Consider the following 24,998-nt stretch of genomic DNA (forward strand, 5'->3'; position numbering starts at 1 on the left):
ATTTTTAATCCTCTTTATTTTTTATTAGAATCCACCGCACTTCAACGTACTTAGTCGCTTAAAACTGCTATAATCCCCGCCAATTTTTTCCAACCATTGAGACCTTATGAAACAACTTTTTGCCACCACAGCCCGTGGGTTTGAAGAGCTTTTGAAATCCGAATTGACCGAATTAGGCGCACAGGATGCTAAAGTCGCGCAAGGCGGCGTGCATTACTGGGCGGATGATGAAACCCTGTATCGCACTTTGCTTTGGAGTCGTTTGAGTTCACGCATTTTATTGCCTATCGTGCAAGCCAAAGTCTTTAGCGATTTGGATTTATATTCCGCTGTGGTGGGGGTGAATTGGTTGGATTATTTTGATGAAAAAGTGCATTTTTTTGTCGATTTCAATGGCACGAACCAAGAAATTCGTCATACCCAATTTGGCGCAATGCGTGTGAAAGACGGCATTGTGGATTATTTTGAGCGCCACGGTCGCGCCCGTCCTAACGTGGATAAAGAGCAACCGGATATTCGTATTCATGCGTATTTGAATCGTGATGATGTGGTGCTGTCGCTTGATTTGAGCGGCGATGCGTTGCACATGCGAGGTTATCGTGAAGACACGGGCAAAGCGCCGTTGCGTGAAACCTTGGCTGCCGCGATTGTGTTGCGTTCCGGTTGGCAAAAAGGCACGCCGTTGGTGGATCCGATGTGTGGCTCCGGTACGCTATTGATTGAAGCGGCACAAATGGAAGCGCAAATCGCACCGCAATTATATCGTCTGCATTGGGGCTTTGATTTTTGGCAAGGGCATAATCAGGCAGCGTGGGAAAAGGTGAAAGAAGAGGCTTTAGCCTTGGCGGAAGCCGAAAAACAACGTGAAAACCCACCGCACTTTTATGGTTTCGATTTGGATCATCGTGTATTGCAAAAAGCCAAACAAAACGCCAAAAATGCCGGCGTGGCGCATTTAATGCAATGGCAACAGGGCGATGTGGCAGCGATAAAAAATCCAAGCCCGAATGTGGCGGGCACGGTGATTTGTAACCCGCCGTACGGCGAACGTTTAGGCACAACGCCGGCGCTGATTGCCTTATATTCTGTGTTTGGGCAACGCTTGAAACAACAATTTGCCGGCTGGAACGCCTCTATTTTCAGTGGTGAGCCAAGTCTATTGGATTGCTTGCGTTTACGTTCTCATCGTCAGTTTAAAGCGAAAAACGGCCCGTTAGATTGCGTACAGAAAAATTATCAAATAGCCGAGCGCGCAGAGCAAAGTGCGGTAGAAAACACCGTAGAATTTGACCGCACTTCTTCGGTTTCTTCTGAAGTCGCGGTGGATTTCGCTAATCGCCTGCAAAAAAATATCAAAAAAATTGAAAAATGGGCGAAGCAGCAAGGGCTAGACGCTTATCGCTTATATGATGCGGATTTACCGGAATACAATTTGGCGGTGGATCGTTATGCTGATCATATTGTGGTGCAGGAATATGCTGCGCCGAAAAATATTGATGAAAACAAAGCACGCCAACGGTTGTTGGATGCGGTGAATGCTACCTTGCAAGTGACCGGCATTGAAACCAATAAGTTGATTCTGAAAGTGCGCCAAAAACAAAAAGGCACCAATCAATATGAAAAATTAGCAAACAAAGGCGAGTATTTTTATGTGAACGAATACGGCGCGAAGTTGTGGGTGAACTTAACAGATTATTTGGATACCGGCTTGTTTTTGGATCACCGCCTGACCCGTAAAATGTTGGGCGAAATGTCGCAAGGCAAGGATTTCCTCAATTTGTTTGCGTACACCGGTTCGGCAACGGTACATGCGGCGCTCGGCAAGGCAAAATCGACCACTACCGTGGATATGTCAAATACCTATCTCAACTGGGCGGAACAGAATTTGTTGTTGAACGACATTGAAGGCAAACAACATAAACTGATTCAAGCAGATTGCCTTCAGTGGCTAGAAAAATGCGATCGGCAGTTTGATTTGATTTTTGTTGATCCGCCGACATTTTCTAACTCCAAACGCATGGAAGACAGTTGGGATGTGCAACGGGATCATATTAAGTTAATGACGAATTTAAAACGCATTCTACGCCCGAACGGCACCATTGTGTTCTCTAACAACAAACGCGGTTTCAAAATGGATTTTACTAAGTTGGAAGCATTAGGTTTGAGTGCGGTGGAAATTTCTCACAAAACCTTGCCGTTGGATTTTGAACGCAATAAGCAAATTCATAATTGTTGGCTGGTGACGTTGAAATAAGAAAACAAAATAGGGCGGAAATTCCGCCCTGTTTTTGTATGTCTTTATATGAAAAGCTGCTGATTTAAAATCAGCAGCTTTGTTTTTTACTCAATTTACTTAATTGGCAATATGTTTTGGTTTGAAGAAAACCATGGTGAAAATTTGCCAGAAGAATGCAAGCGCACCAAAGATGAATACAACGTCACCCACTAAACGCACCCAGCGTAAGGTGTCGAATAACGGTTGTTGCATGAATTCTTCGCTACGGGCATACCATAAGCCTTCAGAGATACTCGCGTAACCTTGAATGATACCGATTGGTAATAGGCTGGAGACGATCATTAAGACCAACCCGCCGTTAAGCAACCAGAAGCCCCATTTCATCAATTTGTCGTTGAATGGTGTGTTTGGACGCAAGTAACGTGCGATTAAGAACACGAAACCTAATGCCAAGAAACCATATACCCCGAACAATGCCGCGTGGGCGTGTACTGCGGTGGTGTTTAAACCTTGGATGTAGTAGAGGGAAATCGGAGGGTTGATTAAGAAACCAAACACACCCGCACCCAACATATTCCAGAAGGCAACGGCAACGAAGCAGTAGATAGGCCATTTTAAGCGATCCATCCATGGTGCTTTTTGTTTCATTTCCCAGTGTTCCCAGGCTTCGTGGCCAAGTAAAACTAATGGGACAACTTCAAGCGCGGAGAAGGAAGCGCCCACAGCGATAATTGGGGTTGTCGCACCGGCGAAGTATAAGTGGTGGAAGGTTCCTGGAATACCGCCGATTAAGAACAATGCCGCTTCGGTGATGGTTGCCACAGTCGCTGTGCGACGGGAAACTAAACCTAAACTTACGAAGATGAAGGACAGTGCCGCTACGGAGAATACTTCAAAGAAGCCTTCTACCCAAAGGTGAACTACCCACCAACGCCAGTACTCCATCACGGATAAGTGTGTGTGTTCGCCGTAGAATAATGCCGGGCCATAGAATAAGCCGATAGCGATAACGGAGGCAAAGAACAAGGCAAGTAAGTTTTTATCGCCCGGTTGTTTGAACGCATTTATGGTGCCACGTAGCATTAATACCAACCAGAACAAGATACCGGCGAATTTCACAGCTTGCCAGAAACGACCTAAGTCGATGAATTCATAACCTTGGTGACCGAACAAGAAGCTCCATTCTTCAGGGATGATATGCGCGATGGCCAAATAGCTACCGGTGAAGGAGCCAACAACCAAGACGACTAACGCCCAGAAGAGAACATCTACGCCAAGTTTTTGGTATTTGGGATCTTTACCACCGTTGATAATCGGTGCAAGGAATAAACCTCCGGCCAAGAATGCCATAGCGATCCAGAATAACGCCGCTTGAATGTGCCAAGTACGTACTAAAGAATATGGAAGATATTGGGAAATATCCAAACCATAAAATTCCTGACCTTCAACCGTGTAGTGCGCCACAACGGCACCTAAGTTCACTTGCACGAAGAAAAGCGCAAGTACGGTAAATAAATATTTACCTAAGGCTTTTTGTGATGGTGTTAATTGCAATTTGGTTAGCGGGTCAACTTCCGGGGAAATCGGGTCTTTTTCATCTTCACGACGTTTAAATGACCAAATCCACACCACGAAACCAATACCGGCAATAAGGAAGACGATACTGGCGATAGACCACATGACGTTTTCCGGTGTCGGCACGTTATTGATTAACGGTTCATGCGGCCAGTTGTTGGTGTAAGTGGCATGGGTATTCGGACGCTCTGCTGAAGCAGTCCATGCTGTCCAGAAGAAGAATTTCGCTAAATCTTGGCGGGCTTCTAAGCTCGGCAAGGTATTGTCTTTCATGGCGAAGTGTTCACGCGTTGCTTTGCTCGCAGGATCATCACCATATAAAGAAATATAGTATTGTGCTGTTTTATCGATTGCCGCTAAACGGTTGGCGGAAAGCACTACGGTGCCGTTTTCATCAACTTTACTGCCGCGGTATTCTTTGGTTAAACGGCTTTTTAAGATGGTTTGTTGGTCATCATTTAAATCGACGAAGTTTTTGCCGTATTCTTGATTTGCAACAATGTCTAACCAGTTGGTTAATTCGCGGTGTAACCAGTCGGCGGTCCAGTCCGGTGCTTGATATGCGCCATGGCCCCAGACGGAACCTAACTGCATACCACCGGTAGTTTGCCAAGCGGTTTGACCGTGTAAAATATTGTCGTGTGTGATAACCGGTTCGCCTTTTTCCGTCACATATTGTTTCGGAATCGGCGGAGCTTCACGATAGATTTCAAAGCCATAGTAGCCGAGAAGAGAGAAGGCTCCCACTAAGACGGCGACTAATAGGTACCAGAACTTCTTATATTGTCCCATTTGATCACTCCTTGAGAAAATTAGAGGTAGATAACTTAATTATTTGTGTCAGACACATTCAGATTTTACGATTGAAAGTAAAATACCTGACTAATTATATCGGATTTAAAGAGGCGGTATATTACCTAATAGTGAGTAAATATAAAGGGGAAAATGATGGCTATAAATTAAGCAATGTTATTTAGATAGGAATAACCTAAAGAGAATAGAAAAAGATAAGGGCGGAAATTCCGCCCTATTTTTTATGTTTAAAAATGACCGCACTTTTTAGCGTCGTGCTTCAAATTCAGCTAAAGCTTCATCGAATTGTTCCATCACTTTAGGATGAACCGGTGCGAACACGGAGGACGTAATCGTGATGAAAGAACACACCAAGAAGCCCGGAATGATTTCATAGAGGTGAGATAAATCTTCCCAGCCTAAGTATTTCATTAATGGACTCCAGACCACCACGGTGATAGCGCCGGATAACATTCCCCATAATGCCGCTTTGGAGCTAATATTGCGGTTGAACAAAGAAAGAATCACCACCGGGCCGAAAGCGGCACCAAAACCAGCCCACGCATAAGAAACCAAGCCCATTACTTTGGAGTTTGGATCTTGTGCGATAGCGATGGCAACCACCGAGATTAACAATACCATTAAGCGCCCGACCCAGACTAATTCAAGGCTGGAAGCGCCTTTGCGGAAGAAGCCTTTATAGAAATCTTCTGTAATTGCTGCGGAACACATTAATAATTGGGCGGACAAGGTACTCATTACCGCCGCTAAGATCGCGGATAATACTATGCCGACAATCCAAGGGTTAAACATTGCTTTACTTAACTCAATGAAAACCGCTTCTGCATTGTATAGTTCAATATTTTGGGTGGTGAAATAGGCCAATCCAAAATAGCCCACAGCAACGGCACCGCCAAGGCAGAGGAACATCCAAGAAATTCCGATTCGACGGGCTTTTTCGAGAGAGGCCACAGAGTCTGCCGCCATGAAACGGGCAAGAATGTGTGGCTGTCCGAAATAACCCAAGCCCCAAGCCAATGCAGAGATAACACCGATACCGGAAACATTGTGCAGCCAGTTGCTGTAAGGAATGCCGGTGACAGCAGATTTCGCTTCCAAAGACATCGTGATTTCATCCCAGCTGATGTTGAGCAATACCATGACCGGTGCCAAAATCAAGGCGAAAATCATTAATGAGGCTTGGATGGTGTCGCTCCATGAAACCGCTAAATAGCCACCGATAAAGGTATACGTAATGGTCGCTAATGCCCCTAACCAAAGTGCAGTGGAATATTCCAAGCCCAATAAGCTTTGGAATAACTTCGCTCCCGCTACTACGCCGGAAGCGCAGTAAATGGTGAAGAAGAAGAGAATAATGCCTGAAGAAATAATCTTTAATGCTTTTTTCTGACGCGGAAAACGTTGTGCAAAAAATTCCGGTAAGGTCAGCGCATTGCTATATTTCTCAGTGAAAATCCGCAAACGACCCGCTACAACGCGATAGTTCAGATAGGCGCCAACGGTTAAGCCGACAGCAATCCATGCTTCGGAAAGACCTGATAAGAAAATCGCGCCGGGTAACCCCATTAATAGCCAACCGGACATATCGGAAGCACCGGCCGACATGGCGGTCACGAAACTTCCCATTTTTCGGCCACCCAAAATGTAATCATCAAAGTTTTTGGTGGAACGATAGGCGTATAACCCAATGCCTAAAATAATTGCCAAATAGAGGCCAAAGGTGATGTAGATTTGCATAAAACACTCCTTTTATTCTTCTTGAGAGGACATTAATGAGGTGTTTCCACCTGCCGCAGTGGTGTTATAACTGCGAGAAAACTCATCATACAATGGCAGTAAATCTTGGGTATCTTGCCAGTCGTAACATTTGAAAATAGCTTGACTGTTTTCAGCCAACCATTGACGTTTAGCTTTATCAAGTGCGGTCAAATAAATGCCTTTTTGACAATGACCTAACTTCGTATCAACACGAATATCCGGTTTGGCTTTGGCGGCTAATGGATGCTGTGGTTCCACCAAAATGCTAAAACCTTTGGCAAGCAATTTTTCTGCCGCTTTTTCTGCTGCCGCTAAGTCGCCGTTGAGAATGGCTACTTCACAAGGCAGATAAGCTAGGGAGTTGTGTTCACCGGTGATACTTTCTAATACCGGTTTGGTTGTGCCTAGCGTATTTTCATCGCCAAATTGGCTGTAGTAGCGAGGCGTGCGGGTTAAGCGTTGCAAATAGAACTCACCGCCGGCTTTCGGCCCCGTACCGGACAATCCGTGTCCGCCAAACGGTTGAACACCAACCACCGCGCCTACAATATTACGGTTGATATAGAAGTTACCGCAGTTTAAGTGGCGTTCCACCATATCCATCTGTTTGCGAATACGGGTATGGCAACCGCCGGTCAGCGCATAACCTTTTTCATTTACCATTTTAAGGACATTGAGTAAGTTATCTTTTTTATAACGTACGATGTGTAGAATCGGACCGAAGACTTCACGCTGCACTTGATCGAGGTTATCCAACAGATACACACTTGGCGCCACGAAATACCCTTGGGTTGGTGTGTCGATTTCCGCATAAGCGCGGGCGACTTTACGCATGGCTGCCTTGTGGTTTTCTAGATTTTGTTTAGCTTCTTCATCAATCACAGGACCGATATCGGTAGCCAATAGACGTGGGTCGCCTAAACTTAATTCTTTAATGGCTTCCGTGATCATTTTGTAATAATGATCTGCCACATCTTCTTGTAATAATAAGATGCGTAATGCGGAACAACGTTGACCTGCCGAGTCAAAGGCGGAGCTAAGAACATCGGCAACGACTTGTTCCGGTAAGGCTGAAGAGTCAACGACAAGGACGTTTTGACCGCCAGTTTCCGCAATCAACACAGGATCGTTATCTGCCAATGCTAGACGTTGCTCAATGAGTTTGGCCACTTCGGTTGAACCGGTAAATACGACGCCATCAAAAGCTTGTTGGACTAACGCTGCTCCTAAATCTCCGGCACCTAACACCAGTTGTAGGGTTTCTTTCGGGATGCCGGCTTGGTATAAGAGTTTTACGGCGGCATACGCAATTAATGAGGTTTGTTCAGCCGGTTTTGCAATCACTGCATTGCCAGCCGCTAAAGAGGCGGCAATTTGGCCGGTAAAGATGGCTAATGGGAAGTTCCATGGAGAAATACAAAGTACTTTTCCACGGGGCTCGGCAAGGTGATTTTGTGTTGCCAGTTGTTCTAATTGAACGGCGTAATAACGTAAGAAATCCACGGCTTCACGCAATTCGGCAATGGCGTTTGGCAAGGTTTTGCCCGCTTCAACCACTGCGAGTTTCATCAATAAACCGAAATGTTCTTCATATAAGTCGGCAGCATTGCGTAAAACATTGGCTTTTTCCACCGCACTTTTAGCTTTCCATTGCGTATTGTCGGTAGCGGTAAACGCTTTTTCCGCTTGATTTACGGCTAAAAAGGCGACTTCTGCGACAGTTTCATTGAGATTGGCCGGATTGGTGACTTGATGTGCCGGTACATTTTCAGCATTGTCAAATGCGACTAAAGAGGTAGCGTTTTCAATGGTTGCCGCATTCAGCGCTTGTTCTAATCTTGCTAATTCCAATTCATTGCTCAGATCGAAACCGGCGGAGTTTTTACGGTTTTTAAATAATTCTAACGGTTTAAGAACCGACTTATTCGGCTCGCCATGAGATTTGGCATAAAGTTTCCATGGTGGTGTAACAAGTTGTTCGACCGGAATGTTTTCATCAACTAGCTGGTGAACGAAAGAGGAGTTTGCACCGTTTTCTAAGAGACGGCGGACTAAATAGGCTAACAAGGTAGCGTGTGTCCCCACCGGTGCATAGACACGCACTTGTCGATTCAGATTGTCTTTCCCCACAATATTGTCATAAAGAGATTCCCCCATGCCGTGTAGGCATTGGAATTCAAAGTTTTTACCTTGGCCTAATTCGTGAATCGTGCACATGGTTTGCACGTTATGGGTGGCAAATTGCGGATAAATGACATCTTGCGCGGCAAATAATTTTTTCGCACAAGCAATATAAGAAATATCGGTGTGATTTTTACGTGTGTAAAGTGGGAAACCGTCCAAACCGTCTGCTTGCGCCCATTTGATTTCGCTGTCCCAATAAGCGCCTTTAACAAGACGAATCATCAAATAGCCTTGTTTTTCTCTGGCTAAATTAATCAAATAATCCAACACAAATGGACAACGTTTGGAGTATGCCTGCACCACGAAACCAATGCCTTTGTAGCCTTGTAATTCCGGTTCATCTAATAATTTTTCCACAAGATCGAGGGAAAGCTCTAAACGGTTGGCCTCTTCCGCATCAATATTGATACTGATGTTGTATTTTTTCGCTAATAAGAAGAGTTCTTTTAAGCGAGGGTAAAGCTCATTGATGGTACGATCATATTTGGAACGGCTATATTTCGGGTGAATCGCAGAAAGTTTAACGGAAACACTGTTACCGTTATAAATGGTTCTGCCGGCTGCGTCTTTACCCACTTCTTCAATGGCGTGTAAATAGTCATTGAAATAGCGTTGTGCATCGGCTTCTGTCATGGCAGCTTCGCCCAACATATCAAAAGAAAACGTAAAACCTTTTTCGTAACGTGGTTTGATGTTTTGTAGCGCCTCTTGCATAGTCACGCCGGTAACGAACTGTTTACCCAAAATCTGCATAGATTTGATAATTGCCATACGCATAATAGGCGCAGACAAACGGGAGAAACTACGGGTGAGCGCATTCGATAAACTGTTTTCATCAAGCGTTTCACTGATTTTTTTGCCAAAGAGTAGGCCATAACTTGCAGCGTTGATGAAGAACGAATTGGAATTGCCAATGTGAGATTTCCAGTTCCCTTCTTGCAATTTCTCATAAATTAAGTCATCGCGGGTTTGTGCATCAGGAATGCGTAATAAGGCTTCTGCCAAACACATTAACGCCACTCCCTCTTCACTGCTTAATGAAAACTCTTGCATTAAGGCATCTGCGCCATATTGTTTTTGTTTTAGTTGGCGTAATTTTTTAATTAACTTAATAGCATTGTCAGTGATGCGTTGTTCTTGTTCTGGAGAAAAATCTAATGTTTTCACTAAAGAATCGACCGCACTTTTCTCATCTAAACGATAATTTGCGGTGATCGCTTGGCGAATAGGGCTATATTGTTTTGATAGTGTGAATTGCATGAGAAAACCTCCTTTTGTTATATAATTGTTAACAAAGTATAGGTGGTATGTTTATTAGTAAATGACTTTTTTGGTGATCTGTGATTGAAGTCACATAAAAAATGAGGTTTTGTTGTTCGTAATATGTACGAATTAAGTGTTTTATATACTGAAAGAGAAGCTGGAAATAAAAAACTCCCTACATTGAGGGAGTTTTTTATTTAGGATGAGAGATTATAGATTGAACACGGCAAATAACACGATGATGCTATAAAGTGTTGCCAAACCGTAGAAAATAAATCCGCCGGCCGGTACATGAACTTTAATATCATGCATACCGTGATGAACGCGGTGTAAGCCTCCCCACATTGGGAAAATTGTGAGAACGAGAATAACTAATTTCCCTAGCCAATGGTGTGCAAAGGCAATGATATTCTCCGGACTAATGATACTGAAAGGCAATAGGAAGCCGAGAATAAGAATTAACACGGGGAAAGCCAAAGCACTTACCATGCCACCCGCACTGAACATTAACCAGACAGGTGGTTCGTTTGAACGTTTTGGATTTTGATTAACCATGACTTCCCCCTAGATAAATACTAACACTAAAGCCAATACGGTAACGGCGACAAACGCGCCACGTAAAGCATTTTTAATGAGTTTTGCCGGCAAACCGGTGGTACCTGACATCACTTCGCCTGTCATATCAAATAAGGTGACAGCATGGAGCAATAAAGCGGCCAATGAAATGATGTTAAGAATCACAACAAGTGGATTTTGTAAGAATGGAATGAAATTCATGACAAATCCATCTGCTTTGCCTAAACAAATCACACCGTAAAGCAATACTAAGCTGAACCAAACGGTTGGCACGGCAGTCGCTTCACGTAGCATGTAGAATTTGTAGAAATCCCAACTTTTCCACCAAGTCGGGGTGATTTCACGAACGTATTTTTTACGTTTACTTACTGTTGTAGTCATAATCTTTCCCCTTACGCCTTCGGTTTAAGCATGGAAATGAGGTAATCTTTGGCACTTTCTAATTTGCCTTGGTTAATGGCGGTTGCCGGGCCTACATGTTTTGGACACACTTCGGAACAGGCGCCTACGAAGGTACAAGACCAAACGCCATTTTCACCATTCATGATTTTCATCCGTTCTGCTTTACCATGGTCGCGGTTATCTAAGTTATAACGATGACCTAAGGTTAATACGGCTGGACCAACGAATTCCGGGTTTAAACCGAATTGTGGACAGGCGGCATAACATAAACCACAGTTGATACACATGGAGAATTGGCGATATTTTTCCAATTGAGCCGGAGTTTGTTTAGTACGGCTTTTCGCTAATTCTTTCGATGGATGTGGTTTACCATCTAACTCAGGCGCTTTGTTACCAATCACATAAGGTTTGATGGCTTCTAAGCTTTCGATGAAGTGACTTAAGTCAACGATTAAATCGCGTTCAATCGGGAAGTTTGCTAAGGCTTCAATACGCATATGACCACTGTAGTCACGCAAGAAGGTTTTACATGCCAATTTTGGAATGTTATTTACCATCATGCCGCAAGAACCACAGATCGCCATACGGCATGACCAGCGATAAGAAAGTTCCGGTTCAAGTTTATCTTTAATGTAACCTAAAGCATCAAGTAAGGATGTTTGGCTGTCATAAGGCACTTGATAGGTTTTTAAGTGCGGTTCCTTATCAACTTCAGGATTATAACGTAGAACTTCAACGTTCATGATTGATTGTTCGGCCATATTATTACTCCTTACCCGCTTGAGCTTGTTCTTTTGCTTTGGCGGCTGCTTCTGCTGCTTCTGCTTCTGCACCGTAAACACGTTTTGCCGGTTGTGATTTAGTGATTTTCACCGGGCTGTATTCAATGCGTGGTGCACCGTTTTCGTTATAGAACGCCAAGGTATGTTTCAAGTAGTTCACATCATCACGTTCGGTGTAATCCAAACGTTGGTGCGCACCACGAGACTCTTTACGTTCAATCGCAGAGTTCGCAATAGATTGTGCCACGTCCAAAATGTAACCCAATTCAACGGTATACAATAAGTTTGTATTAAATACGCTAGAACGGTCAGTAATACGAATGTGTTTGTAACGTTCTTTGAGTTCTGCAATTTTATTAACAGCTTGTTGCATACTTTCTTGGGTACGATAGATACCGCAACCTTCTTCCATGGCCTGACCCATTTCGTCACGAATTTCAGACCAAGACTCAGTACCTTCCTGGTTATAGAGATCAGTCAAACGTTTTACAATGTCTTGTGCTTGTGCATCAAGTGTTGCTTGGTTCGCCGGTGTGGCTTCAATTGCGCGTTGTGCAGCATATTCACCCGCAACACGACCTAATACCACTAATTCAGCCAAGGAGTTGGAACCTAAACGATTCGCGCCGTGTAAACCGGAAGAGGCACATTCACCCACCGCAAATAAACCTTTAATGCGGGTTTCGCTGTTGAAGTCAACTTCGATACCACCCATGGTGTAGTGAACTACCGGGCGTACAGGAATTGGCGCTTGTGCCGGATCGACACCTTCATAAGCTTTCGCTAATTCACAAATGAATGGTAAACGTTCGTGTAAGTATTTTTCACCAAGGTGACGTAAATCTAAGTGCACCACATCAACGCCTTTAGCTGTTTTTAAGGTGTTACCTTTACGCCATTCTTGCCAGAACGCTTGAGATACTTTGTCACGAGGGCCTAATTCCATGTATTTGTTTTCCGGTTTGCCGATTGGTGTTTCTGGTCCCAAACCGTAGTCTTGTAAATAGCGATAGCCGTCTTTATTAACTAAGATACCACCTTCACCACGACAACCTTCGGTCATTAAGATACCGGTATTTGGTAAGCCGGTAGGGTGATATTGAACGAATTCCATGTCACGCAATGGTACGCCATGGCGATAAGCCATTGATAAGCCGTCACCGGTAACAATACCGCCGTTAGTGTTGAAACGGAATGCTCGGCAACCACCACCTGTGGCGATAACAACGGCGTTAGCATTAATTTGTACTAAAGAACCTTCCATCATGTTCATGGCTACCATACCACGTGCATGACCGTCATCCACTAAAATGTCTAATACAAAGTGTTCATCGAAACGAATGATTTGTGGGTATTGAATGGAGGTTTGGAATAACGTGTGAAGTAAATGGAAACCGGTTTTATCAGCAGCGAACCAAGTACGTTCGATTTTCATCCCACCGAAACGGCGTACGTTTACATCACCATCGGTTTTACGGCTCCAAGGGCAGCCCCAGCGTTCAAGTTGAGTCATTTCCACCGGAGAGTGTTCCACGAAATATTCCACGACATCTTGCTCACACAACCAGTCGCCACCGGCAACGGTATCGTGGAAGTGTTTATCGTAGGAGTCTTCTTCTTTAATCACTGCCGCAGCACCACCTTCAGCCGCAACAGTATGACTGCGCATTGGGTAAACTTTTGATACTAAAGCAATTTTAAGATTTGGATTAGCTTGGGCTGCAGCAATCGCCGCACGTAAACCACCGCCACCTGCGCCAACAATGGCGATATCGACGTTAACAGTTTGCACGATATTCCTCCAAGTAAAGGGATGATAATAAAAACACCAAATAGATTTTTGGTACTGTTAGGGTGAAGTCATTTTGCCATTATTTTTTGTGATTAGAACCTTTTTTCTCAAACTTTGTCGCGATTTCGTGATCTACCTCAAAAAAGTTAACAAACAGAACCAGTTGTTTACATTTTGTCTTATTGTTAACAAGTTATTAACGTTGAGTTAACTAAAAAGTGCATAAAAGTGCGGTGGAAAAAGGATTCATTTATGAATTTTGATTCACTTGTTTTAGAATAAGTCGCAAATTTTTCAAATTATCTTCAGCAAAGGGATATTTATGTTTGAACAAGAAGCATGGCAACCAACGGCATCCATCAAAAACTTACTTGACCGTGCAAAATTAATTGCAGAAATTCGTCGATTTTTTACTGATCGCGGTTTGTTGGAAGTAGAAACACCGGTATTAAGCGAATTTGGCGTGACAGATCTTCATCTTGCCACATTCAGCACTGAATTTGTTTCTCCTTTCGGAGAGCAATCTAAAACATTGTGGCTTTCCACCAGTCCGGAATATCACATGAAGCGTTTGTTGGCCGCCGGCAGTGGTCCGATATTTCAAATTGGCAAAGTGTTTCGTAATGAAGAAGCGGGTAATCGCCATAATCCGGAATTTACGATGCTGGAATGGTATCGACCACACTTTGATATGTACCGTTTAATTAATGAAGTAGATGATTTATTACAACAAATATTGGAGTGTCCGCCGGCAGAAAGCATGAGCTATCAATTCGCTTTTCAACAATATGTCGGATTGGATCCGTTGTCGGCGGAATTATCCGAACTTGTGGCAAAAGCGAAAAAATATCAGTTGGTGGATGCAGAAAAAGAGAATCGCGATACGTTGTTGCAATTTCTTTTCAGTACGGTGGTGGAACCACAAATAGGACATGACTGCCCGGTCGTGGTATATCATTTCCCCGCAAGCCAAGCGGCGTTGGCGCAAATTAGCTCGGAGGATCTGCGTGTTGCAGAGCGTTTTGAGTTTTATTACAAAGGGCTAGAGCTTGCTAATGGTTTCCATGAATTGGCGGATGTGCGGGAACAATTACATCGCTTCGAGTTGGATAATCGTCAACGGGAAAAAGCCGGTCTGCCGGTGCGTAATATTGATAAACGTTTGTTGGGGGCGTTACAAGCCGGAATTCCGGATTGTTCAGGCGTCGCTCTCGGTGTGGATCGCTTGCTCATGATTGCCATGGGCGCGGAGAGTATTAAAGAGGTGATTTCCTTTGCGATAGACAATGCTTAAAAGTTCGGTCATCAATGGCGATGTTTTTTTAAATGTTAAAAGTGCGGTCGAAAAATAAAATGTTTTTTATGACCGCACTTTATTTACTTCAAAATAAACATTGGTGTTTGGCTAATCGGATCGCGGTGAATCACCACCTCTAAATCAAACACCTCTTTTAACAGGCCCTCTGTCATCACTTCGTCAGGCGTCCCTTGGGCCATAAGGTTGCCGTCTTTGAGAACGATTAAATAATCACAATAACGACAAGCCTGATTTAAATCATGGAGTACTGTAATGACGGTTTTGCCGTTTTGTTGCATTTGACGCATCATACCCATGAGTTCCGCCTGTCGGTTGAGATCCAAATAAGTTGTGGGTTCATCTAACAGAACAAGCTCTGCATCTTGCGCTAATGTCATGGCTAAGAAAACCCGTTGTTGTTGCCCGCCGGATAAATCCGATACCAAATGTTCCGCTAATTCTGTGGTGTGGGTTTGTTCCATAGCCCAAGCCACTAATTGCTCATCTTTATCACTTAATTTGCCCCACAAATTCAAATAAGGCGAACGGCCGTAAGCAATTAATTCACGTACTTTAATGCCTTCAGGCACCAAATGTTGTTGTGGCAAGAACGCTAATTGTTTGGCGTATTCTTTCGGGGTGCTTTGCCAAATATCTTTGCCTTTGTGAGTAATTGTGCCTAGGCGAGGCTTGAGCAAACGGGCCACTGCTTTCAGTGTTGTGGATTTGCCACACCCGTTCGGGCCAATTAAGGCTATGATTTGGTTGCTAGGAAAGCTGAGAGATAAATCCCGTACGATAGTTTTATCTTGATAGCCTAATTGTAACTTATTGATCTCAATGCTCATTATTTCGTTCTCATCAATAAATAGAAGAAGTAAGGGGCGCCGATAATGGCGGTGAGAATACCGGCGGGCAGTTCTGTCGGCGGATCGATAACCCGCGCTAAAATATCGGAAATTTGTAACAACAACGTGCCGACTAGCATGGCCGCCGGCAATAATGTGCGGTGACGTCCACCGACCAATTTGCGTGCTAAGTGCGGTGCAACTAAGCCGAGAAATGCGATGGGACCGCAAATGGCGACGGCTGTGGTGGAAAGCGCAACAGCCAGCACTAATACCAAGATTTGCGTTTTATTTACGCTTACTCCCAAGGTGGCCGCTTTGTTTTCACCTAAACCTAAAGTGTCCAAATCTCGGCAGAAAATAAACGGTAACGGCAATAACACCAACAACCAAGGCAAAACAACATTGACATAAGCCCAACTTCTGCCCCACAAACTTCCGGTTAGCCAAAGCATAGCCGTGTTGATTTCTACCGGATTAGTTAGCATTAAATAATGGCTGATTGCCGCCCATAGGGCAGAAAGCGCTACGCCGATAATGGCCATTTTGATCGGGCGGAAGTTAAAACCACATATCATCCATAACAAAATGAAAGACAGGACACCGCCGATAAAGGCGAAAATCGGTAGCCAGTAAAAGGCTAAATTCGGTAGGAAGATTAATACGGTAACGGCAACTAAACCGGCGGCGTTATTGATTCCTAAAATATCAGGAGAGGCCAACGGATTACGCACGACACTTTGCACCAACACCCCGGAAATGGCCAATGCGCCGCCGATAATAATGGCGAGTAGCGCGCGTGGCAGACGGTATTCCATTAAAGTGAAATAGTTTTTATCGTCAGGGTGAAAGGCCAGGCTAATTTCGTCAAAGGATAGCGTGTAAGTGCCGTAACGAATGCTTAATACAAATAATAGCGCGACCGTACAGAGTGCCGATAAGTAAAAGCCGATTGCACGGAATCCTGAATGAGAACGGCGCATTAGTGTTTTCCTCTGGCAAATAATACAAAGATTGGCGCACCGATTAAGGCCAAAATGGCGCCGGCAGGCACTTCACTTGGGAAATCAACAGCACGGGCAACGGTATCAGCCGCCAACATTAAAATGGCGCCTAATAACATGGACATGGGTAATGATTTTCGTAGATCATAGCCGATCCAATAACGTGCTAAGTGTGGAATTAACAAACCGATAAAGGCGACTGGGCCGGCTACGCTAACGGCTGAACCTACAATTAATAATGCCATGATATTGGCATACCAACGCAGACGGAACAGATTAATTCCCAAGGATTGAGCGGATTCGTCGCTCAAATTGAGTAAATTTAAGCGGCTGGCAAAGAAGAGGCAAAAGAGAGCGCTCGATAGCACAAACGGCCAAATAGCGTGCCATTCGTTCCAACGGGCGTGAGAAATGCCGCCGGCAAGCCAACTCATTACCCCAAAGGCGTGATCTTCCGACATAATTAACACTAATTTGGTGAGGGCAGTACACAATAACGACACGGCAATCCCCGCTAAAATAACGCGACTGCGATCGCCGCTACTGTCTTTCCACGCGTTGCTGATCAACATTACAACCAACCAGCTGATTCCACCGCCGATACTTGCCACTAAGGCAATGCTATAACCTGATAATAAGGCCGGGCTAATGGCACTCGCCGTTACCATGGACAAACTTGCGCCGGAATTGACGCTTAGTAGCGTTGGTGAGGCTAGTGGGTTGCGGGTGATGGTCTGTAATAATGCCCCGGCTACCGCCAAATTGGCGCCTAATGCGATCGCCACTAACGCCCGCGGAAAGCGTAAATCGACCACGGTGATCTTGGCCAATTCATCGCCATTGGGGAAAAAGGCGTTTAGCGCATCTAATGGTGAAATTTCAATAGGGTAGTATAAAAACAGGCTTCCCCATAACAGGAAAGCCAGTCCTAGTAGGGGCAAGCCCCAACGAAAAGCTGTGCCAAACATTATTTTTGATTAACGAATTGTTCAACTTGTTTTGCCATGATCTCACTGGCCGTAATGCCGCGTCCGCGTGCCCACATATCGGCATTGACGCTAAATACACGTTTGGCTTTTACGGCAGGAATGGCTTGCCATAAAGGTTCAGCTTCCCATTTGCGGACGATACTTTCTTGGCGATAGTGGGCGATAAACATATAGTCCGGTTTTTCCATCACTAATTGCTCAAGATTGATTTCAGCAAAGGCTTGAGTGGCGTTTGGTAATTTTGGCGAGTTAAAACCTAGAACACCAAGGAAGCTGGCGACATAACCACTGTCATTTTGTAAATTGAATTTGTCTTCGCGGGATGTGCCGAAAATTGCTTTTTTGCCTTTCACATTGATATTTTGCGCAATGCTTTCGATAATTTTATTGTGTTTATCAATTTGCAATTTCATTTCACCGCCTTTGCCGACAACATCCCCGATTTTTTGTGCCGTATCAAGATTCTCCTGATAGCTCTCATGACGGGAATCAAACATCATGGTCGGAGCGATTTTTTTCAATTCTTCATACACTGCTGTGTGACGGGAAGGATCAGCGATAATTAAATCGGGTTTTAATGCGGCAATGGCTTCAAGACTTGGTTGTGAACGGGTACCGACAGATTGCCAAGGTTGAATCTTATCGCGCACTTCCTGCAAAATACGGGTTTTATCGTTGTCATCGGCAACGCCAACCGGGCTAACACCGACTTGAGCAAGGGCATCAACGAAAGAATATTCTAACGCGACAATGCGACTTGGGGTTTGATCAATAGTGAATTCACCTTTAGCATCGGTGACGGTCACAGCACTTGCCGTCACAGAAGCCATAAGGAAAAGAGAAGTAAGGGTTGCTTTGACGAATTTTTTCATTTCCGAGTCCTCTATCATCATAAAAACATAAGCGTAAGAGGTTATATTATACACAGGACTCGGTATTGAGAATAATTCTTTTTTAACGTCCGACCACGTCAATGATCATCACTTCCGATTGTGAGCCCAAACGCATCGGCACGCCCCAAAAGCCATAACCTGACGTGACAAAAAAGTGTCCTTGATTGATTTTTTCATAGCCGTAACTTAAGCGATAAATCAGTTTTACAACAAAATTTGCCGGGAAAATTTGTCCATTATGAGCGTGCCCGGAAAGCTGAATATCAATGGGCAAATTGGCGTGTTGTTCAATCTCTGTTGGACGATGATCCATTAAAATCACTGGTAATGCCGTATTGACACCTTTTAGTAATTGCGCCGCTGTTGGTCTGTTTTTAACAAGGTCGTCATTGCGACCAATGAGGGTAAAACGTCCATCAATCACGACACTTTCATCCATCACGGGAATGATCCCTGCTTTGCGCATTTCCGCTTCAATGCGTTGTTGATCGCCAAAGAAGTCATGGTTTCCCAGGGTGGCATACACGCCAAGTGGGGCTTGTAGGTTGGCAAAGTGCGGTTGCATTTTCTCCGCTAAATAGGCGTTGACGTTATCATCCATAATGTCACCGGGGAGCAAAATAATATCTACCTTTTCCTGTCGCATGATGTCAGCCAAGGTATCTAACTGTGTTGAACCAAACAAACGCCCTAAATGCAAATCGCTTGCCATACCAATGCGTAAAGGTTGTATAGGTTTATCTAATTTCACTTGAAAATGGCGAATGGTCGGCACATAAGCGTTGTAACAGGTGGTGGCGATGAAACTGAGAAAAATCACAGGATAAAGCCATTTTATTTGATTACGCCATTGTTTGCGAAGCAGGTAAAGAAAAGCCACAATCAGGCTGCTAAATGTTGAAAACAACAATAGAGTGAGAAGCAAGGCGCTTACTCGAAAACTTTCGGTATAAAGACGCAATGGCGCAGTAGAAACCAAAATATTGAATAGCAAAAAGAGGGTGATGGTCAGCTTAGTGCGTGTTTTGGGGTTGAGATTAAAAAGCCAGCCGAGTGTACGACTAAAACCGAATAGCATGAGTTGTAAGGCCAGCACGGCAATGGCCATGGTGATGTAGTGTCGGGTTTCCATCATTTTTCTGTTAAAAGTGCGGTTGTTTTATTATGCGTTTATCTTCCAAAAGCAGTGCTTTTTTATCAGAAGAGAGGAGGGCTCGGATAATAATATGGATAAAGGCGCTGCGCAACGGCACGGTAAATTGATCGTTCCCAATCGGCAATTTTTTCGCTAAAATGCCCACATTTTTTTACTCAACTTTTTAATAACGGAAGAAAATTTATGTTCGGAAAAGGCGGTTTGGGCAACTTGATGAAACAAGCCCAGCAAATGCAAGATCGTATGCAAAAAATGCAAGAAGAAATTGCACAATTAGAAGTGACCGGCGAATCAGGCGCAGGACTAGTGAAAATCACGATTAACGGTGCGCATAACTGCCGTCGTATTGACATTGATCCTTCTTTAATGGAAGACGACAAAGAAATGCTGGAAGACTTAATCGCCGCTGCATTTAATGATGCAGTACGCCGTGCTGAAGAGTTACAAAAAGAAAAAATGGCGTCTGTCACCGCCGGCATGCCATTGCCGCCGGGCTTCAAAATGCCATTCTAAAAAAACGTCCGTAAAACTTACCGCACTTTATGACTAAAGTGCGGTTTATTTTTTTTCAGTCAATTCACCGAGAACCTTATGCAAACCAGTCCCTTGTTAGAAAATTTGATCGAAAGCTTACGTGTATTACCGGGCGTTGGCCCTAAATCCGCACAACGCATGGCGTATCATTTATTGCAACGTAACCGTAGTGGCGGTATGCGTTTAGCACAAGGGCTGACTGAAGCCATGTCAAAAATTGGGCATTGTGAGCATTGTCGTACTTTCACGGAAGAAGAGGTTTGTCATATTTGCAACAACCCTCGCCGTCAAAATTCGGGGTTGCTTTGTGTGGTGGAAATGCCGGCAGATATTCTTGCCATTGAGCAAACCGGGCAATTTTCTGGGCGTTATTTTGTGCTTATGGGGCATTTATCGCCATTGGACGGCATTGGTCCACGAGAGATCGGCTTGGATTTATTGCAAAAACGTTTACAAACAGAATCCTTCAAGGAAGTGATTTTGGCGACAAATCCCACTGTCGAAGGCGATGCCACGGCGAATTACATTGCGGAATTGTGTTTGCAACAAAACGTCAAAGTCAGCCGCATTGCCCACGGCATTCCGGTGGGCGGTGAATTGGAAATGGTGGATGGCACCACGCTGACCCATTCTTTCTTAGGCCGCCGCGAAATCGGCTAATCTTTTCTCTCCTCTGCGTTTTCTTGTTTATGCGACTTTTTATAGCAGAAAAACCAAGCCTTGGGCGTGCGATTGCGGATGTTTTGCCGAAACCGCATCAACGCGGTGATGGCTTTATCAAATGTGGCGATAATGACTGCGTAACTTGGTGCGTAGGGCATTTGCTGGAACAGGCAGAACCCGATGCTTATGATGCTCGCTTTAAACAATGGCGTTTAGATGACTTGCCTATCGTCCCGCAAAAGTGGCAGTTGATTCCGAAAAAAGAAACCTATAAACAGCTGAAAACCGTTGAAAAATTGGTGCAGCAAGCAGATATTCTCGTCAACGCAGGCGACCCGGATCGTGAAGGGCAATTACTGGTGGACGAAGTGTTCAGTTATCTCAATTTACCACCGGAAAAACGCAATGCCATTCAGCGTTGTTTAATCAGCGACCTGAACCCAAGTGCGGTAGAAAAAGCCATTAAAAAATTACAACAGAATCGTGATTTTGTGCCTCTTGCTACCTCCGCATTGGCACGTGCGCGCGCCGATTGGCTCTATGGTATTAACATGACCCGTGCTTACACCATTCGCGGCAGACAAGCAGGGTATAACGGTGTGCTTTCTGTTGGGCGAGTGCAAACGCCCGTACTTGGCCTTATCGTACGCCGTGATTTGGAAATTGAACATTTCCAACCAAAAGATTTCTTTGAGGTGTTGGCTTGGTTGCGTGACCCAAAAGAGGAAGAAACACCGAAGAAATCGACCGCACTTTTTTCTGCGTTATGGCAGCCGAGCAAAGCCTGTGAAGATTATCAGGACGAGGATGGGCGCGTATTATCTCATGCGTTGGCGGAAAATGTGGTGAAACGCATTACCGACCAACCGGCGGAAGTGACGGATTATTCGGATAAACGGGAAAAAGAAACGGCACCGTTGCCCTATTCTTTGTCAGCGTTGCAAATTGATGCAGCCAAGCGGTTCGGGATGTCCGCACAGGAAGTGCTGGACACCTGTCAACGTTTGTATGAAACCCATAAATTAATTACGTACCCACGTTCTGATTGTCGTTATTTGCCAAAAGAACATTTTGCTGATCGAATGGCGGTGATGAATGCCATTTCTACCCATTTAACGCAATTTCAACCTTTGCCGGAAATTATTGATCCTGAACAAAAAAATCGTTGTTGGAATGATAAAAAAGTCGAAGCGCACCATGCCATCATCCCGACAGCAAAGAACCGCCCGGTGAGTTTGAGTCCGGCGGAACAACATATTTATTTTCTAATTGCCCGCCAATATTTGATGCAGTTCTGCCCGGATGCAGAATACCGTAAATGTAAAATTACTTTGAATATTGCCGGTGGGACTTTTGTGGCGCAGGCTCGCAATTTGCAAATTGCCGGTTGGAAACAGCTTTGGGGCAAAGAAGACAGCGATGATGAACAGCAAGATGCGCTGTTGCCGGTCGTCAAAAAAGGGCAAATGTTGCATTGTGAAAAGGGTGAAATTATCAGTAAAAAAACGCAACCGCCAAAACCTTTTACAGATGCGACCTTGCTTTCTGCCATGACGGGCATTGCTCGTTTCGTGCAAGACAAAGAATTGAAAAAAATTTTGCGTGAAACGGATGGGTTAGGCACGGAAGCGACGCGTGCGGGCATTATTGAATTGTTGTTTAAGCGTGGTTTTCTATATAAAAAAGGGCGTAATATTCACAGCACAGAGGCGGGACGAATCTTAATTAATGCGTTGCCGGATGTGGCAACACAGCCTGACATGACGGCTCATTGGGAGTCACAGCTTGATGGTATTAGCCGTAAACAGGCGAGTTATCAGCAATTTATGCAAAACCTCACCCAGCTTTTGCCTGAATTATTGCACTACATTAATTTTTCCGCTTTACGCGAGTTAAGCCGGTATAATCAAAGCGTGAAAAAGGCTGCGCCGAGAACAAAGAAAAGTGAATGAGGGTTAAAAGTGCGGTCGTTTTTCAAAATGTTTTTTTACTGATCGAATTTGCACCAAACAGCGTAAAAATACATAAAACAACTTGCGGAGCATCAAGATATCCGCTAATATCTGCGCCGTTATTTTTAATTAGAATTTGCTAAATCAGAGAAGATAAAATGTACTCAGCTTTGTTAATCATTTATTTGGTCGTTTCCATTGCCCTTATCGCTTTTATCCTGTTACAACAAGGTAAAGGTGCAGATGCTGGTGCATCTTTTGGTGGTGGCGCATCCGGTACCGTTTTTGGTTCTGCCGGTGCAGGTAACTTCCTTTCTAGAACAACAGCTGTTTTAGCGATTATCTTCTTTATTATTAGTATCGTTATTGGCAACATCAATTCGCACAAAAACAATGCAAAACAAGGCGCATTTGATGATTTATCCGGCACAGCTGAACAAATTCAGCAACAACAGCAAAAAGCACCGGCTGTGTTAGAAACAAAAAATAGCGATATTCCTCAGCAATAAAATTTATCGAATTAAGCTCTGGTGGTGGAATTGGTAGACACGCTATCTTGAGGGGGTAGTGACCGTAGGTCGTGCGAGTTCAAGTCTCGCTCAGAGCACCAATAATAAAACCTAGCAGAAATGCTAGGTTTTCTTTTTTCTCCTTTTCTCCTTTTCTAAAATTTCCTTTCTGAAGTGATTTACCTATAATTGTGCTTGCAGTCACTGATTTTAATTGAGTCTGTATTCTGATTTCATCTCAAAATCCTAATAAAGGAATTTATTATGCAGAAGATATTTTTCATTTTTGTTGTACTTGGTCTGGTGCAGTTTGCCGTTGCGAAATCGAATCATCATGAGGAGTTCAGTTGTGATGAGCGGAAGTATTGCAAAGAAATGCGTTCTTGTGCTGAAGCGAAATACCACTTTAATGTCTGTGGTGAGGGGCGTCTTGATCGGGATAATGATGGAGTTCCTTGTGAAAATGTTTGTCGTAGATAGTTCGTCGATATAAAAAGGCCTTGCTGATTAGCAAGGCTTTCTTTTTGCAGCTTAAGGTTGAGCTGTTGTTTTTCTTAATAAAATATAGCCAACAACAGCGGATACCCCTGATCCCAATAAAATCCCTAATCGAGATAGCGTATCAAAGCTGTTATATGTTGTTTCGCCGAAAGCCAGACCTGCTAAGAACATCGACATGGTAAAACCGATGCCGCAGAGTATTGCAATAGCAAAAATTTGAGCGAAATTAACCCCTTGTGGTAACTGGGCAAGACGTAATTTGACCGATAAGTAGCTGAACACAAATACGCCTAATGGTTTTCCGACGATTAATCCGAGTGCGATACCAAGAGTAAGAGGCGAATTAAGGCTGGATAAGCCCACGTTTTCTAAAGGAACTCCCGCGTTGGAAAAAGCAAATAACGGTAGAATTAAATAAGAGCACCAAGGCGCTAGAATATGTTCAAATTGGTGTAATGGGCTTGAACCGTTGCGACCTCGCATTGGAATGCAAAAGCCAATAATGACGCCAGCGAGAGTCGCGTGTACGCCGGATTTTAATACGGATGCCCATAAAATTAAGCCAACGACCATATAGGCGCAGAGTGCGCTGACTTTAAAGCGATTCATAGTGACTAAAATACTGATGGTCACCATGGCGATAATCAGTGCCGGCGTGCTGAGTTCATGTGAGTAAAAGATCGCAATGACGATAATGGCGCCAAGGTCATCAATAATGGCAAGTGCCAATAAAAATACTTTGAGTGGTAAAGGGACGCGCTTACCTAAAAGAGCAACGATGCCAATGGCAAAGGCAATGTCTGTGGCCATGGGAATTGCCCAGCCAGAGTAAATTTCAGGTGTACCTTGGGCAACCATAAAATAGATTAAGGCCGGAACCACCATCCCACCAATTGCCGCAATAGCAGGGAAAATCGCTTGTTGATAGCTTGATAGTGAACCTTCCAACATTTCACGTTTGACTTCCATACCAACCAAAACGAAAAAGACTGCCATAAAGCCATCGTTGACCCACATTAATAAAGGTTTAGCAATGCTGAAAGCACCAAATTGAACGCTGACCGGTGTATCGAGGAAACCGAAGTAATGTTGATTAAAAGAGGTGTTGGCAAGCAGGATAGCCATTGAGGCAAAAAGTAATAATAGTATGCCGCCTGCTGCTTCTGATTGGAAAAATGTTTGAATACGCCTAATCAATGTGAATACTCCCCAAAATAGATAAATAATTAAAAAATAAAATATAGATAAGGAGCAAGGAAGTTACCTTAATT

Annotated in this window: 20 protein-coding genes and 1 tRNA gene; 8 read left to right on the forward strand and 13 right to left on the reverse strand. The window is 44.1% G+C overall.

What is annotated here, in order from left to right:
* The first annotated feature begins 106 nt into the window (after window positions 1–106).
* Complete coding sequence (gene rlmKL / locus DK415_RS05580) at window positions 107–2,254, forward strand: bifunctional 23S rRNA (guanine(2069)-N(7))-methyltransferase RlmK/23S rRNA (guanine(2445)-N(2))-methyltransferase RlmL (RefSeq protein ID WP_109432808.1); 2,148 nt, start codon at window positions 107–109, stop codon at window positions 2,252–2,254.
* Between the two features lie 99 nt (window positions 2,255–2,353).
* On the opposite strand, the gene DK415_RS05585 is transcribed toward rlmKL, so the two are convergent.
* The 7 genes from DK415_RS05585 to frdA all read right to left on the reverse strand — a co-directional run bounded on the left by DK415_RS05585 (window position 2,354) and on the right by frdA (window position 13,381).
* Entirely contained in the window at window positions 2,354–4,603 is a 2,250-nt protein-coding gene (locus DK415_RS05585) for a nitric-oxide reductase large subunit (protein ID WP_109432809.1), read from the reverse strand.
* Window positions 4,604–4,870: 267 nt separating this feature from the next.
* Complete coding sequence (gene putP / locus DK415_RS05590; RefSeq protein WP_109432810.1) at window positions 4,871–6,361, reverse strand: sodium/proline symporter PutP; 1,491 nt, start codon at window positions 6,359–6,361, stop codon at window positions 4,871–4,873.
* A gap of 12 nt (window positions 6,362–6,373) precedes the next feature.
* Entirely contained in the window at window positions 6,374–9,826 is a 3,453-nt protein-coding gene (gene putA / locus DK415_RS05595) for a bifunctional proline dehydrogenase/L-glutamate gamma-semialdehyde dehydrogenase PutA (protein WP_109432811.1), read from the reverse strand.
* 213 nt (window positions 9,827–10,039) lie between these two features.
* Window positions 10,040–10,384, reverse strand: coding sequence for a fumarate reductase subunit FrdD (gene frdD / locus DK415_RS05600; RefSeq protein ID WP_109432812.1), 345 nt, complete (start codon window positions 10,382–10,384; stop codon window positions 10,040–10,042).
* A 9-nt stretch (window positions 10,385–10,393) separates the two neighbouring features.
* Window positions 10,394–10,786 carry a fumarate reductase subunit FrdC gene (frdC, locus tag DK415_RS05605; protein WP_109127605.1) on the reverse strand — a complete coding sequence of 131 codons (393 nt, stop codon included), beginning with the start codon at window positions 10,784–10,786 and terminating at the stop codon, window positions 10,394–10,396.
* 11 nt (window positions 10,787–10,797) lie between these two features.
* Window positions 10,798–11,568, reverse strand: coding sequence for a succinate dehydrogenase/fumarate reductase iron-sulfur subunit (locus DK415_RS05610; protein WP_048748842.1), 771 nt, complete (start codon window positions 11,566–11,568; stop codon window positions 10,798–10,800).
* Between the two features lie 4 nt (window positions 11,569–11,572).
* Entirely contained in the window at window positions 11,573–13,381 is a 1,809-nt protein-coding gene (frdA, locus tag DK415_RS05615; protein ID WP_109432813.1) for a fumarate reductase (quinol) flavoprotein subunit, read from the reverse strand.
* 322 nt (window positions 13,382–13,703) lie between these two features.
* Between frdA and epmA the strand changes: the two genes are divergently transcribed.
* Window positions 13,704–14,675 (forward strand): elongation factor P--(R)-beta-lysine ligase, encoded by a 972-nt coding sequence (gene epmA, locus DK415_RS05620; protein WP_109432814.1) that lies wholly within the window; start codon window positions 13,704–13,706, stop codon window positions 14,673–14,675.
* 83 nt (window positions 14,676–14,758) lie between these two features.
* Here the strand turns inward: epmA and fecE are convergent, their stop codons facing one another.
* The 5 genes from fecE to DK415_RS05645 all read right to left on the reverse strand — a co-directional run bounded on the left by fecE (window position 14,759) and on the right by DK415_RS05645 (window position 19,544).
* Window positions 14,759–15,526 carry a Fe(3+) dicitrate ABC transporter ATP-binding protein FecE gene (gene fecE, locus DK415_RS05625; RefSeq protein ID WP_109082741.1) on the reverse strand — a complete coding sequence of 256 codons (768 nt, stop codon included), beginning with the start codon at window positions 15,524–15,526 and terminating at the stop codon, window positions 14,759–14,761.
* Window positions 15,526–16,509, reverse strand: a complete 984-nt coding sequence (gene fecD, locus DK415_RS05630) for a Fe(3+) dicitrate ABC transporter permease subunit FecD (RefSeq protein ID WP_109432815.1) — start codon at window positions 16,507–16,509, stop codon at window positions 15,526–15,528. Before fecD ends, fecE begins: the two co-directional genes overlap by 1 nt.
* Complete coding sequence (gene fecC, locus DK415_RS05635; protein ID WP_109432816.1) at window positions 16,509–17,498, reverse strand: iron-dicitrate ABC transporter permease FecC; 990 nt, start codon at window positions 17,496–17,498, stop codon at window positions 16,509–16,511. Before fecC ends, fecD begins: the two co-directional genes overlap by 1 nt.
* On the reverse strand, window positions 17,498–18,391 hold the full coding sequence (locus DK415_RS05640; protein WP_109432817.1) for a Fe(3+) dicitrate ABC transporter substrate-binding protein FecB: 894 nt from the start codon (window positions 18,389–18,391) through the stop codon (window positions 17,498–17,500). Before DK415_RS05640 ends, fecC begins: the two co-directional genes overlap by 1 nt.
* An 82-nt stretch (window positions 18,392–18,473) precedes the next feature.
* Complete coding sequence (locus tag DK415_RS05645) at window positions 18,474–19,544, reverse strand: metallophosphoesterase (protein ID WP_109432818.1); 1,071 nt, start codon at window positions 19,542–19,544, stop codon at window positions 18,474–18,476.
* Window positions 19,545–19,751: 207 nt separating this feature from the next.
* Between DK415_RS05645 and DK415_RS05650 the strand changes: the two genes are divergently transcribed.
* The 6 genes from DK415_RS05650 (at window position 19,752) to DK415_RS05675 (ending at window position 23,706) form a co-directional block, all read left to right on the forward strand.
* A complete protein-coding gene (locus tag DK415_RS05650; RefSeq protein WP_006717376.1) occupies window positions 19,752–20,081 on the forward strand; it encodes a YbaB/EbfC family nucleoid-associated protein in 330 nt (109 codons plus the stop codon).
* 78 nt (window positions 20,082–20,159) lie between these two features.
* Complete coding sequence (gene recR, locus DK415_RS05655; protein ID WP_021615662.1) at window positions 20,160–20,762, forward strand: recombination mediator RecR; 603 nt, start codon at window positions 20,160–20,162, stop codon at window positions 20,760–20,762.
* A 29-nt stretch (window positions 20,763–20,791) separates the two neighbouring features.
* On the forward strand, window positions 20,792–22,717 hold the full coding sequence (locus DK415_RS05660; RefSeq protein ID WP_109432819.1) for a DNA topoisomerase III: 1,926 nt from the start codon (window positions 20,792–20,794) through the stop codon (window positions 22,715–22,717).
* Between the two features lie 158 nt (window positions 22,718–22,875).
* Window positions 22,876–23,226: a preprotein translocase subunit SecG gene (gene secG / locus DK415_RS05665; RefSeq protein ID WP_109127614.1), complete on the forward strand. Its 351-nt coding sequence runs from the start codon at window positions 22,876–22,878 to the stop codon at window positions 23,224–23,226.
* 15 nt (window positions 23,227–23,241) lie between these two features.
* Window positions 23,242–23,327, forward strand: a tRNA-Leu gene (locus DK415_RS05670).
* Between the two features lie 163 nt (window positions 23,328–23,490).
* A complete protein-coding gene (locus tag DK415_RS05675) occupies window positions 23,491–23,706 on the forward strand; it encodes an excalibur calcium-binding domain-containing protein (RefSeq protein ID WP_109432820.1) in 216 nt (71 codons plus the stop codon).
* Between the two features lie 51 nt (window positions 23,707–23,757).
* On the opposite strand, the gene nhaA is transcribed toward DK415_RS05675, so the two are convergent.
* Window positions 23,758–24,924, reverse strand: a complete 1,167-nt coding sequence (gene nhaA / locus DK415_RS05680) for a Na+/H+ antiporter NhaA (RefSeq protein WP_109432821.1) — start codon at window positions 24,922–24,924, stop codon at window positions 23,758–23,760.
* Between the last annotated feature and the right edge of the window lie 74 nt (window positions 24,925–24,998).

It is taken from the genome of Aggregatibacter segnis, assembly GCF_003130075.1.
GTDB classification, from domain to species: Bacteria; Pseudomonadota; Gammaproteobacteria; order Enterobacterales; family Pasteurellaceae; genus Aggregatibacter; species Aggregatibacter segnis_A.